This window comes from Paraburkholderia sp. BCC1885, assembly GCF_900996235.1.
Classification (GTDB): Bacteria; Pseudomonadota; Gammaproteobacteria; order Burkholderiales; family Burkholderiaceae; genus Paraburkholderia.
This window is the reverse complement of sequence record NZ_CAAJGM010000222.1, coordinates 23462-34614: the sequence shown is the minus strand read 5'-3', so window position 1 is coordinate 34614 and position 11153 is coordinate 23462. Positions and strand designations below refer to the sequence as shown.

Genomic DNA, 11153 nt, shown 5'->3' with positions numbered 1-11153 from the left:
TCTGTCGGACAAGACCCCGGATGAAGCTTATTTCGCGATGCTGCCCGCGATTACATTGGCAGCGTGACCGCCCAGCGTTCCACTTAAAAATCGAAAAAACTGTCCGAACGAACGGGGCCACCTCTATCCAACCTCGCATCCATTCTGCGACACGGGCTGGTGCGTCGTGGCAGGTTGGACGGGCAGAATGTCGGTGGCATAGTGAATGATCGACACCGGATCGACGGAACTGACGCCGTATGCGTGTCAATCGGCTTCCCGAACTACAAAATGTTCTACCGTTACCGGCGAGAAAATCCACAGGAGGACTGGGTGATAGTCGTCATCGATCCCTCGGCTCTTTGGACGTTGCCATGCGCCTTCTGTACCACGAACGCGGCGGCCAGCCGTGTAACGGCTATCCCCATCATCCAGCGATTCGGGCTAGCTGCGTTTCAGGCCATGTACAACGACTTTGACGATAAAATCCGGGCGAACCTGAATTTGAAAGACCATCTGCCGACCAATCCGCAGGCAGAGGTATTGATGCTGGAAGGCGTTCCGGCTGCGTACCTCCGGGGCGTTGTCGTGTCAAACGACACAATGAAAGCTCAGGTTGAGGCGCTGCACCCTGGCCTCCGAGTGTGGAGACACCAAGGGTTTTTTTCTTACCGGCAAGACTTCGCCCAATGGCCGCAACCGCAGGTATAGACATGGCCATACGCCCGATATTTATGCCGTCCCTGAGCGGTCCATTGCTCGTATCGACCGAGCTTATTGAGTTCCATTGGTTTCCCGGGATGGCAAAAAGCCAGTCGCAGAAATCAATCGATTCGCTTCATCAGACGGCGACGGAAAGACTGCACGTCGATAGTGTGCTAGAAATATCCAGCAAATCCAAGGACGAGCACGGCGTCAAGCTGAGCGCGTTCAATCTGATGATAAAGACGCCCCGTCGAGAATACAGTTTGGAGTGCGCCTATCAAGCCAGCAAGGTTTTCGAGCGCGGCGGCCCGTTCAAAGACCTTCTCGATGTCAAGTCGATTGATGCGAAGCGCGATCCGCGCCTCGCCCAGTTCGGCAGACTGGTTAAATTCCAATGGTACGGTAAGGACTGGCCGCTTCAGCCGCGAACTGCCTTCTATGATTGGCTTTACATCAACGCTCTGCACAGACAGCAAGAACTCGCTCAAATTGTTTTGACGTACCGCGCGTTCTCTGACATTGCGTTCAACCCCGAGCGCTCAATCAACTGCCAGGCGTACGCGGCTGCTCTCTATGTGTCTCTGTACGAACGCGGACTGCTAACGGACCACGTTCTGAAAGATCAGGATGAGTATCTTCGCGTGATCGACACGGGCGCGGTCAGTAATGCCCACGAAAACACGCTCCGAAACAGGTCATTACTCGACTAGCATCACGCGACTAGCCGGTGCATCAACTAGCGGCGTCGGCCCTGTGTGCATAAAGGGCAGCTAGACCCTTGAAACGGGCGATACCGCTCGGGTCCACTATGGTCGTCCGTGTGCAGCCGCCCTAGGTGATCATGCTGCGTCGGCTGCGGCCTTCGTAATAGTGGGGTGGCTCACGCCGTACTCTTTCGCGAGTCCGCGTGCCGTCGCGCCAGCGGCCAGCTTCACCCTGATTTCAGCGCGTTGCGCGGCTGTCAACGACAATGGGCGACCGGCAACCTTGCCTTCCGCTTTGGCCCGTGCCAGACCGGCGTGTGTGCGTTCCACCAACTGATCACGCTCGAACTGGGCGAATGCTGCAAACATTCTCATGACCAGATCACCGGCTGCGCTCGTTACTTCCATGACCGGCAAATCTAGGACGATGACTGCGACCTTCATGTGTCTCAGCATCGCAACTGTCGCATCTATATCGCGCGCGTTCCGTCCCAACCGATCCAGTCTTGTTACGACCAGCTTGTCGTCTTCGTCCAGTTTGCCGACCAGTTTGGCAAACACCGGGCGCTCCATCGCCGCGACCGTGCCGCTGATCGTTTCCTCGTACACGTGACGGTCTGCCACGACATAGCCCGCTTTCTCTGCCAGCAAAACCTGATTCGCAATCGACTGATCACCGGTACTGACCCGGACGTAAAGAAAGGTCTTGGACATGTCGCTTTCGGTGGAAAGATAACGCGGAAATAAATTAAGGAACAAGGACGTTATTTCCGCATTTCCAACGTGCTTTGGGCCGGCAAGGAAACGGTCGATTTGTTACTCCGCGACTGGCGAATTCGCACGTCGCCGAATAGGCGATAATATATCTTTGACCGATGGAAGCATCATGAAAAACCTTCTTTACTGAAAATCCTATGGATGGACTCACGTTCATAGCGTCGCTATTCAAAAGCATCGCGGACTTGGCGTCGGCTTGGTCTTGGCCTTTGGCCGTTGGATTCTGCGCTTACTTATTCAAGGCAGAGATTCGTGCGAAGCTGAAGGACATTCGTTCCTTTAAGGCTCCGGGCGGGTTTGAAGCAAATTTCACCGAGGAACTTGCGGAAGTTGAGGCGACGTTTGACTCGGACGTTCATGTCGAGTTGAGAGGGGTGACCGCCAAAGCCTCGGCTGGCGATCTTGGCATCGCGATTGACAATGGCGCGATCCAGGCAAATCCCGCAGGGGTGATCATGGTGGCATGGCGCGACATTGAACTGGAACTCCGGCGCTTGACTTACGATTCGACATTGTCGGACGCGACCAGCACGAAGAATCGACGCCCTGTCGGCACCCTTATCAACGAGTTGCATCAAAAAGAGGTGCTGGATAACAACCAGGTCGAAGTCCTGAAACAATTGCAGCGTCTCAGGAACAAGGCCGCACATGAACCAGAGGCAGCATTGTCGAAAGAGACGGTTGACAGATACGCCGCACTCGCTCAACGGATGCTCTTTGAGCTGGAAAACAAGACCCCCCCTCCGCTTGCACATTAGCGATTGTGGATGCGTGGAGTAGACATGGTTACAAGAAAGCCACAGGCAGCACAACAACCGCAGACGCGTCTCGCCAACCTGACGCCCGAGCAAATGCGCGCGGCAATCCCCAAGCTACAGCGACGTATCGCTGACTTGGAAGCATTTAATCCCCAGTCCATTCGGCAGCGATTCGATCCACAAGTTACGGCACTGGATACGAAGCTGGAGGACACGGTAGCGGGTATCTTCGGCACGGATACCGCAGAGTACGTACGTTTCAAGACGCGAGGCCTAGATACTGCGGGTATTTTCTGGGGGCAAGGGGAGTTGCCGCTTCGAGATGTCGTTGCTGGACTTGCGCGTGGCAGGGAAGTTCAGCTAACGAATCTCCGAACAATCATAGAGCTATTCGAAGAGAAGCTGGTAGATGGCGGTGATACTCAGGAAAGCCGTGCCCGTCGTGCCTTTGGCGACCTCGATTTGCACCCCGAGATCGAACGTGCCAGCGCACAACTATTCCGCGATGGTCACTACGCCAACGCTGTTGAAGACGCGTGCAAGGTATTGGACTTGCTGGTAAAGATGCGGGCTATGCGCAGCGACCCAAGCGGCACCGAGTTAATGCAACTGGTGTTTAGCCAAAAGAATCCGATTTTGAAATTCAACGACCAGCGGAACGAGAGTGAAAAGAGCGAGCAGCACGGCATGATGTTCCTGTTTGCTGGTGCGATGCTGGCGTTACGCAATCCCCGCGCCCATGGTCTGGTGAGCGACCACCCGGAGCGTGCCGTGGAGTACCTGAGCTTCCTAAGCATGCTCGCAAAGTCATTGGACAGGACGCAGCGCGTATAGCGGCACTGCGGCTTGGCCGCGCGTAACAATGATAGGCCAATGCGGATAGCACGCCGAGGCAGCGAGCAATGACCAAGAAGCAAGATAGAAAGGCCGTCCGACAACCGGATTCGGTGCGCGTCGGCTTCGCTCCGCTTATGCAGATTCCATATTACGTTCAATTCCTGGAAGCTGGACTCACGGCCTTGGATTTGGCGGAGAAGTACCCACCACTATCGACAATAGAGATTATCGTTGAGGGAGAAGTGACGGCGGCGGATAGCGGCGTTCTTACTGTGTACACGCAGACCGCCATGTCGATGGCCGCTGTATATTCGCGCTTGTTGTTGGAGTTTCTGGGTTTGCGCAGTGGCGGTAACCCATCAACGTTACGCCAGATAGTTCAACGCAAAGACGGAGATATCGGCGTCGAGCATTACCAGAAGAGGGACGGTACGCCGCTGGCGATGATCGCCCCATCTATCGTTCACGAGTTCCCCAACCCGTCAGAGGTTGAGCGTGCGTGGATTACTACCTGCGATTTCGCTGGCCAGCGACTGGCACACCTGACTGACGATTACAAACTGGAGAACGTCGATGTAACGCCTATGCTCCGGCAAGCGTTTGAAACCATACCGGATTTGGTTCGGAGGTTCTTTCTGGATCACCTACGTTAGTCCTTCTGCGCACAACCAATCTGATCCGGGCGTCAGTAGTGCGATTTAATTGCGTTGACATACTTTCGGGGGAGGGGAACAGCGATGAAACGAACGTTAATCCTACTGACGATGCTTTTGACGGGTTGCGCCAGCACCGCAGACATCGATACCAGCATGGTTGAGCCGGATTGTGCCCACTCATGCTTCGCGAACTATTCCGAATGCTTGGGCAAGTTCACACTCTTTCCGCTGATGGAGCAGCACCAATGCACGGATGCGATGAAACTATGCGTTCAAGCATGTCCGGCCAGAGGAAGCGTTGCCGCATCTCCGGTACCAAGCCCATCGCAACGGCTGGCGAGTCTGGACGACCTATATAAGCGCGGTCTGATCACCAAAGACGAGTACGATGCGAAGCGCGCCGAAATCCTCAAAGGCCTATAGCAACGGCGCGTAGTGCTCGCCGGGCGCGGCAGCGTGCAAGTAGACCCCTGCCAAACCAGTCGCTGCACTCGAACCATTCTATTCGATAGACAGAAAGCGACATGCCCATGAAATTCACGGTCCTTTGCGTTACCACGCTAGTCCTCGCTGGTTGCACCGATACCGGGCCGATAAAAATAGGCCCGGACACCTACACTATTTCGACTAGGGTTCCATTAGGTGGTCCGGCCTCAGCGAAGGGCGAAGCTCTGCAAGAGGCGAACACCTTTTGCTCATCCAAGGGCCGGGAGATACTGCTCAATCATGTTCAGTCGACTGAATGCGCCTTTCACGGAGGATGCGGCGAGGCCGAAATCATTTTCTATTGCCTCGCAGCCGATGATCCCCAATTAAAGCGCCCGCAGTTCAATGCCGACCCTGTCCAAAAAATCGAAATCGACCAAAAATAAACCGACATAGATCGGCGCAACGGAAGAACCGCGATGCCGAATGCATTGCTGAACCGACGTTTCAACCTGTACCACTTAAGGACGGCAGCGGTTACGCCGTGGGCGTGACGTGGCCTGACGGCTTCCAGCAAGACATTGAAGACTGGAGACTGACGCACCGCCGCTAGTGAGTGAAGCCGAAGCACGCGACTGGATCGCCAACGATACGCCCGATTGGTTAGAGTGCCATCCAGGCACGAAGTAGTCGAGCCGACGTCGCTGCCCGCCGTCGCAATCAACTGCAATGCTCTCGCCAGTGTCACGGGTGCGTGATAAACGGAAGTGCTGCGCCGACAATAGTTGTGAACGCACCTAACAGCACGGATATCGCGGTCAACTGAGCCGCACGTTTGTTGAGCGTTGCGGTCTTGTTGTTGAATTCGTTGATCCCCACAATCCAGCCAGCTAACGACTGCGATTCGTCCACAGGTTCAATTCCGCCGTTCTCCGCCCATGAGGGGTTCGCGTAGAGCAGGCTGGACCGATGCCACAATTGGGCGGCGCGAATGCCCACGCCTGCCGTCAGTGCTGTTAGAAACGCAACGACTATAAGATTTATCATTTCGATGGTCCTGCGTAGTCTTGATCAACGGTTTCATGTCCGGGTGTGTGAGCGCCGGCAGGTTCAACGTGGCACTACCGAACCGACGGGCGAAATCATCATCAATCACCCCGCCGTAGTCGACTATCGGCAGTTCGAGCGGGAACACCCGTGCGTTGATGGCCTTCACCGTTTCCACTTCGAGCGTGTAGCTCACAAGCTGCTGCTGGTCGAAAAGCCGGTTATAGTCGCGGCATCAATGGTCGCCGGTTTTTTCTTCGTGCCGTCGATACGCGCCAGCACGTTCTGCAATTGAAGGAGCGACCATTGGCCGCCACGTGTGGTTGCAATGTTCAGCCGGTTCAACTGTTCGACAATCTTGCGCTGGCTCAAGCCCTGAGCACGGAGGCCGTTGATGACCGGCGCGAGACTCATAGCGAAATCATCGGCCTTATGCTTCCTCTGCTCAATGTTCGACTTCAGGTTGGTCGGGCCGGTCGCACCGAGAATCACCCCCCGTGCCTTGGCGGCGCGCAGTGCGTCGCGTGTACGTTCGGAAATTCTCTTGGCTTCGTATTGGGCAAAAGCGGCCATCATGTGCAACGTTAGTTCGTTGGCTTCCGGCAGATCGCACGCAACAAACTTGACCCGGCTTTCCATTAGCTCACTGATGAACCGGACGTTTCTGCTGAGGCGGTCCAGTTTTCCGCAGAGAAGCGTCGCGCCGGTTTTCTTGCAGAGTGCGAGTGCTGCGGCGAGTTCCGGGCGCTTGGCAAGCGCGTTTGATCCCTTGCCGCTTTCGTGTTCTTCGTACTCGGCCACGATTTCAGAATTGTTGACGCCTTTCAAATAATTCGCTACCGCTTCACGTTGGGCCAAAATTCCCAGTCCGGAAATTCCTTGACGTTGAGTGCTGACCCGGTAGTACGTCACAAATTTTTGTTCGGTCATCTTGATCCCCGGCGAATCCCTCATTTTTCCGACGCTGACTTATTTACTGCACGAGCGTCCAATACTTAGTCATTTTACGTTTCCGGGTAACGTATGACCAGAAAAGAGCGAGTGAGGCAAGAGGGGATTTGCAAAAGAGAGACAGGATATCTATTTTCGTGTGACGTCTTGACAGATCACCGGTAATGGGTGAATCTGGATTATGAAGTTGCGGAGAAAACAGATTCAGGAAACAGTCCGCAATTTTGGAGCGCCTGACAGCCTTCCTGCCACATATCCTTTGGTTGCCACCAGTCTACGCGTGCAGACTCCCAGAAAGTCCGTACAGTTTTCTTGTGAGGGGAATCATCGTAGGTGGCCAGAGCCGCCTTAACGCCCTTGCTCTGACAGATAGCAACGAATCCTTCATACAACCAATCCTCTAGCTCATATTCGTCGGAGCCAATATCACAGATCGTAAAGCGGGCGAAGCGATTAGGCAGTTCCGACAGTTCCAGCGGCGATTTTCCATTGATCTGGCACCGTACCTCAATACGGATATACGGCTTCTCAGTAAAGGCATCCATCAGGCGGCTAATCCGGTTGTTGACGAGTGCCTCAGTACAAGTCTTTGGGTCTGTTTTCGCGAGAACTACAGCGGACGCATGTACGCGCTCTATACGTTTGTCGTAGACGACGGCCCTATAACCGGAATCAACAGAACCGAAGTACATGGATTCTATAGACTGCATACGATCAGAGCGTTTCCCAAACATGGTCAAGCGTCTATTGTTCTGGTACGTGACCAGTAGGTGTTCCATTTCAACGTTATGAACGTCAACAGCGAAATCAATACGGTTGATGATAGGCCGAGAATTCAGGTGCTCATAGTCTGTACCTACGACTTTGCCTAGTATCTTGTGGAAGTATTCGATATCAGAAGCTGAGAATCTGGCAGGGTTCAGTTCTACCCGTAATCCACCCTTCGCCCTAGGGGATTTAGACAGTAACTGAACAAAGCATGACCCTCCTGAAGTATTGATACGGAACGATGATTGATAGTGTCTCCCTCCACGTATTTCTACGCGTCCTTCTAATGATGCTATGAGACGTTCTAACCGCTGGATCATCGGATTTATCACATATTCTCTGTTAGGCAAGGGCAGCACATAAGCAATACGGTCTACGACCGGTTTGGAGACAGTTATTTTTTTCGTCATACGTTACCTGAAGCATAATTAGGGGATTTTCATGATGTTTCTACAGAGATATTTACTCTATAGACGTAATCTAGTGAATTTGTAGGGATTTATACAATGAAATTGGAGAGTAAGAGGTGGATATTGAAGAATCATCATGAATTTATGCGTGTAATTGATACTTTGAAAGCTATACCCCCCTTATTAGAGCAACGGGCGGTAGTAGGGGGGGGGCCAACTGCTCCCCCTCGGATTCAGCTATTTACTCCTGTGCCGTGAGAGGTGGTGATTTGTCGCGTTCTTCCCACAATGCCTTAACCAGGCCAGATAACGAGAGGTTGCGCCGGTGTGCTTCTTCCTTCATCTGCGCAACGATTTCAGGCGGTAAGGATATCGAAGTAATTTTCATGTTGCCTTTCTTCGCTCCAGAGGCACAGGCCTGTTGCCCGTGGTACAGTAAAGATGCTAGTGTTGCTTCCGTGGTTTCGATACGCGTATCCATGCTGTCCACGTGCGCAACCACGGCGTTGACGTTGCGATCAATCCGGGCAATGTCCTGCGTGTTCCTTCCGGTCCCTTCCGTCAGGGCTGAAATCTGCTGCTCGTGACGTTGGGAGCGAAGGGCATTCGCATATTCGCCAGTAGACAGTTCGGAGCGTTTCAATTGCAAATCCGGCGCTACCACATGTTCTAGGCGAACGATTACTCGGTCCGGAACCGATGGCACGGGCTTCATGGTGCGTTTGTCGATGGCGACCATTTATAACCCCTGCGACAGTTCGATCTGCGCGGCTAGCTTGCCGGCAGGTTGCTGTGGGACGAACGGTTTCAGCGCATGCGTGGCTTCCTCTATGTCGATTGCGTCAGTGAGTTCCGTATGAGCGGTTGCAGGTTCCATTGCGGAGCCTGAGCATAACTCCTCTGTGCGCGCTGTTAGTTGTTCCAACATCGCGAGCATCGATTTCTGGCGTACCAGCATGCCCGCGAACATACTCTTCTGCTGCCTCAACTGCGACTCATGAAATTGCTTTAAAAATTTCTGTTGAAATTCATTTTGCCGCTGCAAAATTGCATTTTCAAAATCAGTCATTTTCTGTCTCAAAAGCTGCGGATGTGAACCCGCTGGACACGCAGCGCTAACAACGTACATCGGCGCTGCGGGATTACTTTAGCACGGCTCGAAATAACCACTGAATGTGTAGTGCTATTAGATTAATAATCCCACATATTTGTCACATTTTTTGGAAAATGTTGCGATGGCCTATATTTGCCACATTTTTCTGAAAATGTTGCCATGGCCTATGTTTGTCACATTTTTTCGAAAATGTTGCCATGGTCTATTATAAAAATTTATCTTAATTTGTTGCTTCGATATGAATGTTGATGATTACCATTGCTAATTTTTTCTGAAAATCTTAATGAAAGTTATGATGCGGGATTCCTGCAGCATTGTAAAACATGGGGTGGTAAAACGTAGGCCATATCTCTATTAGAAATACCGAAATGGAAGCCGGCGAAAGAATCCGAACAGTTGCGCCCTGCCTTTCCAAGAGTCAGGATGGACCCTAGGTAGCGCTTAAGGCTTTCGAAGATTTTTGCGCTTATTCATCGCGTTCGACGCAACGCACGTCAGCTTCGTGAATGGCACCGAACGGCAAGGTACTGGTCGAGATAGCCGCGAATGTTTTCGCGCCCGACCGGATTCGCGCTATGGATCGAGTAGGCAAAGGCCGCCGGTATGAAGGTTCCATCGGAATCGAGGTCAAGGTCGATCAGTCGCTTGACGACGCGCATGGCCGTATCATCGCCACCGAGGTCATGATCGAACGAGATTTCGCGCGGGCATCCAAGGGCTTCCAGCAAGGCAATTGCGTCAGCGGATGTCCGGGCGATCCGCCAGTCAGATTTGACTGGGTCCCGGATGTCGTCGACGAATAGACGATAGGTCACGTTATCCTCAATGGCTGCGGAAGCAACAAGTTGGAAGAGGCAACCATAACGCTTCGCCCCGAACGCCCGGTCTTGGCATTTACTCGCCGTAAACTCGACCGACGAAGGGGCGTAATCGGAAAGCGGGAAATCGATGGTGCCAGACACAGCTGGCATAGGCGGCCTTCATGCTCCCTTTGCGAGAAAGCGACAGACGTACCGCCCTAGAAATGCCTCGTCCGAACCTTCTTCCGTCCTTCGCGTTCATCGGGCAACGCCATCCAACGGTTCAGTCGCAGCACAAGAACAGCATGCGGCTTAGCACGCGACCGCATTAAACGCTCGAAGAGAATCTGGATTGCTTTCGCGTAGGACGCCGCGTCGACGATAGTAAAGTGTCTCATACAGCCATCAATAGCGGCAAGGCAGAGACGGGGGAGCGCTTGGACAGGCCGCCCCTTGTCGTCTCTAGGTCAGGCAATTTCAAAGGCGGGGATTCATGCGGTTGTGCGGTTGTGCTGCACTATGCTACAATGCTGGCACGGACGTTAGTTATTCTCCGAGGATATATGAAAGTTATCGAAGCTAAATCGAAGTCGAAGGACGTTGACTCGAAACCGACTGTCAAGCTTGTGGGGGCTTCTGGTCAGATTTCGCTGGGCAAGGAATACGCAGGCCGTACGGTACAACTGGAACAGCGTGGACCGGGTGAGTGGTTGGTACGTACGGTGCGCATCATTCCCGATAACGAAGCCTGGTTGCACACGGCGGAAGCCTTGGCTGATCTGACAGAAGCAGTTGCGTGGGAAGCTAAGAACAGGCCCCGTAAATCTGACCCGCAAGCCGTTTATGAGGAATTGATGAATGGCGGCAAGCAAGGCAAGTAAAGCGGTTCAGAAGAACGTACAGGTTGATCTGAATAACCCGGTGTTTCTGCGCAACTGGGCGGCACTGGGCAAGGATGACCGCTCAAGGGTTCTGGATACCGTTGATAAAGTGCAGCAGATGACGTGGAGTCAGGTGTACGCAGATAAAGGGCTGAACTGGGAGAAGATTACCAGTGCAGAACCGCCTAAAGGAATCGACGCTTGGTATTCGATTCGCGTAACCCAGTCATGTCGGGCGTTGGTGTACCGAGACGGCGATTTCATGCGGTTCCTGCTGGTCAAGGCGGATCACGACAGCGCTTACGGCAAGAAATAAAGCGGTATTAATGGCAGTATTCAA

17 protein-coding genes are annotated in these 11153 nt (G+C 53.3%); 9 read left to right on the top strand and 8 right to left on the bottom strand.

Going from position 1 to position 11153, the window contains the following annotated elements:
• Positions 1–99: 99 nt before the first annotated feature.
• Together FQ755_RS26710 and FQ755_RS26705 are read left to right on the top strand one after the other, a co-directional pair.
• On the top strand, positions 100–690 hold the full coding sequence (locus FQ755_RS26710) for a DarT ssDNA thymidine ADP-ribosyltransferase family protein (RefSeq protein ID WP_144158017.1): 591 nt from the start codon (positions 100–102) through the stop codon (positions 688–690).
• A complete protein-coding gene (locus FQ755_RS26705) occupies positions 669–1394 on the top strand; it encodes a DUF6977 family protein (RefSeq protein WP_260858878.1) in 726 nt (241 codons plus the stop codon). The genes FQ755_RS26710 and FQ755_RS26705 overlap by 22 nt, the downstream gene beginning before the upstream one ends.
• A gap of 129 nt (positions 1395–1523) precedes the next feature.
• Here the strand turns inward: FQ755_RS26705 and FQ755_RS26700 are convergent, their stop codons facing one another.
• Entirely contained in the window at positions 1524–2102 is a 579-nt protein-coding gene (locus FQ755_RS26700) for a recombinase family protein (RefSeq protein ID WP_144158016.1), read from the bottom strand.
• Positions 2103–2302: 200 nt separating this feature from the next.
• On the opposite strand from FQ755_RS26700, the gene FQ755_RS26695 reads away from it, so the two are divergent.
• The 5 genes from FQ755_RS26695 to FQ755_RS26675 all read left to right on the top strand — a co-directional run bounded on the left by FQ755_RS26695 (position 2303) and on the right by FQ755_RS26675 (position 5288).
• Positions 2303–2923, top strand: coding sequence for a hypothetical protein (locus FQ755_RS26695; protein WP_144158015.1), 621 nt, complete (start codon positions 2303–2305; stop codon positions 2921–2923).
• A gap of 24 nt (positions 2924–2947) precedes the next feature.
• Positions 2948–3757, top strand: a complete 810-nt coding sequence (locus FQ755_RS26690; RefSeq protein WP_186308667.1) for a TIGR02391 family protein — start codon at positions 2948–2950, stop codon at positions 3755–3757.
• 68 nt (positions 3758–3825) lie between these two features.
• A complete protein-coding gene (locus tag FQ755_RS26685) occupies positions 3826–4413 on the top strand; it encodes a hypothetical protein (protein ID WP_144158013.1) in 588 nt (195 codons plus the stop codon).
• Positions 4414–4497: 84 nt separating this feature from the next.
• Positions 4498–4839, top strand: coding sequence for an SHOCT domain-containing protein (locus tag FQ755_RS26680; protein ID WP_144158012.1), 342 nt, complete (start codon positions 4498–4500; stop codon positions 4837–4839).
• 107 nt (positions 4840–4946) lie between these two features.
• On the top strand, positions 4947–5288 hold the full coding sequence (locus FQ755_RS26675) for a hypothetical protein (protein ID WP_144158011.1): 342 nt from the start codon (positions 4947–4949) through the stop codon (positions 5286–5288).
• Between the two features lie 298 nt (positions 5289–5586).
• Here FQ755_RS26675 and FQ755_RS37620 read toward each other — a convergent pair whose 3' ends face one another.
• The 7 genes from FQ755_RS37620 to FQ755_RS26645 form a co-directional block, all read right to left on the bottom strand.
• A complete protein-coding gene (locus FQ755_RS37620) occupies positions 5587–5754 on the bottom strand; it encodes a hypothetical protein (RefSeq protein ID WP_186308666.1) in 168 nt (55 codons plus the stop codon).
• A gap of 4 nt (positions 5755–5758) precedes the next feature.
• Positions 5759–6085, bottom strand: a complete 327-nt coding sequence (locus FQ755_RS26670) for a hypothetical protein (RefSeq protein WP_144158010.1) — start codon at positions 6083–6085, stop codon at positions 5759–5761.
• Entirely contained in the window at positions 6082–6819 is a 738-nt protein-coding gene (locus FQ755_RS26665; RefSeq protein WP_144158009.1) for a recombinase family protein, read from the bottom strand. Before FQ755_RS26665 ends, FQ755_RS26670 begins: the two co-directional genes overlap by 4 nt.
• 200 nt (positions 6820–7019) lie before the next feature.
• Complete coding sequence (locus FQ755_RS26660; RefSeq protein WP_144158008.1) at positions 7020–8018, bottom strand: hypothetical protein; 999 nt, start codon at positions 8016–8018, stop codon at positions 7020–7022.
• Positions 8019–8259: 241 nt separating this feature from the next.
• Positions 8260–8757 (bottom strand): hypothetical protein, encoded by a 498-nt coding sequence (locus FQ755_RS26655; RefSeq protein WP_144158007.1) that lies wholly within the window; start codon positions 8755–8757, stop codon positions 8260–8262.
• A complete protein-coding gene (locus FQ755_RS26650; RefSeq protein ID WP_144158006.1) occupies positions 8758–9087 on the bottom strand; it encodes a hypothetical protein in 330 nt (109 codons plus the stop codon).
• Between the two features lie 539 nt (positions 9088–9626).
• On the bottom strand, positions 9627–10103 hold the full coding sequence (locus tag FQ755_RS26645; RefSeq protein WP_260858877.1) for a cyclic-phosphate processing receiver domain-containing protein: 477 nt from the start codon (positions 10101–10103) through the stop codon (positions 9627–9629).
• A 392-nt stretch (positions 10104–10495) separates the two neighbouring features.
• Between FQ755_RS26645 and FQ755_RS26640 the strand changes: the two genes are divergently transcribed.
• A complete protein-coding gene (locus tag FQ755_RS26640; protein ID WP_144158005.1) occupies positions 10496–10813 on the top strand; it encodes a hypothetical protein in 318 nt (105 codons plus the stop codon).
• Positions 10791–11129, top strand: a complete 339-nt coding sequence (locus FQ755_RS26635; protein ID WP_144158004.1) for a hypothetical protein — start codon at positions 10791–10793, stop codon at positions 11127–11129. Before FQ755_RS26640 ends, FQ755_RS26635 begins: the two co-directional genes overlap by 23 nt.
• The last annotated feature ends 24 nt before the right edge of the window (positions 11130–11153 follow it).

Coding starts and splice junctions, on each gene's coding strand:
- FQ755_RS26705 (WP_260858878.1), top strand. CDS start 669: ATGGCCGCAACCGCAGGTATAGACATGGCCATACGCCCGATATTTATG.
- FQ755_RS26700 (WP_144158016.1), bottom strand. CDS start 2,102: ATGTCCAAGACCTTTCTTTACGTCCGGGTCAGTACCGGTGATCAGTCG.
- FQ755_RS26695 (WP_144158015.1), top strand. CDS start 2,303: ATGGATGGACTCACGTTCATAGCGTCGCTATTCAAAAGCATCGCGGAC.
- FQ755_RS26690 (WP_186308667.1), top strand. CDS start 2,948: ATGGTTACAAGAAAGCCACAGGCAGCACAACAACCGCAGACGCGTCTC.
- FQ755_RS26685 (WP_144158013.1), top strand. CDS start 3,826: ATGACCAAGAAGCAAGATAGAAAGGCCGTCCGACAACCGGATTCGGTG.
- FQ755_RS26680 (WP_144158012.1), top strand. CDS start 4,498: ATGAAACGAACGTTAATCCTACTGACGATGCTTTTGACGGGTTGCGCC.
- FQ755_RS26675 (WP_144158011.1), top strand. CDS start 4,947: ATGAAATTCACGGTCCTTTGCGTTACCACGCTAGTCCTCGCTGGTTGC.
- FQ755_RS26665 (WP_144158009.1), bottom strand. CDS start 6,819: ATGACCGAACAAAAATTTGTGACGTACTACCGGGTCAGCACTCAACGT.
- FQ755_RS26660 (WP_144158008.1), bottom strand. CDS start 8,018: ATGACGAAAAAAATAACTGTCTCCAAACCGGTCGTAGACCGTATTGCT.
- FQ755_RS26655 (WP_144158007.1), bottom strand. CDS start 8,757: ATGGTCGCCATCGACAAACGCACCATGAAGCCCGTGCCATCGGTTCCG.
- FQ755_RS26650 (WP_144158006.1), bottom strand. CDS start 9,087: ATGACTGATTTTGAAAATGCAATTTTGCAGCGGCAAAATGAATTTCAA.
- FQ755_RS26645 (WP_260858877.1), bottom strand. CDS start 10,103: ATGCCAGCTGTGTCTGGCACCATCGATTTCCCGCTTTCCGATTACGCC.
- FQ755_RS26640 (WP_144158005.1), top strand. CDS start 10,496: ATGAAAGTTATCGAAGCTAAATCGAAGTCGAAGGACGTTGACTCGAAA.
- FQ755_RS26635 (WP_144158004.1), top strand. CDS start 10,791: ATGGCGGCAAGCAAGGCAAGTAAAGCGGTTCAGAAGAACGTACAGGTT.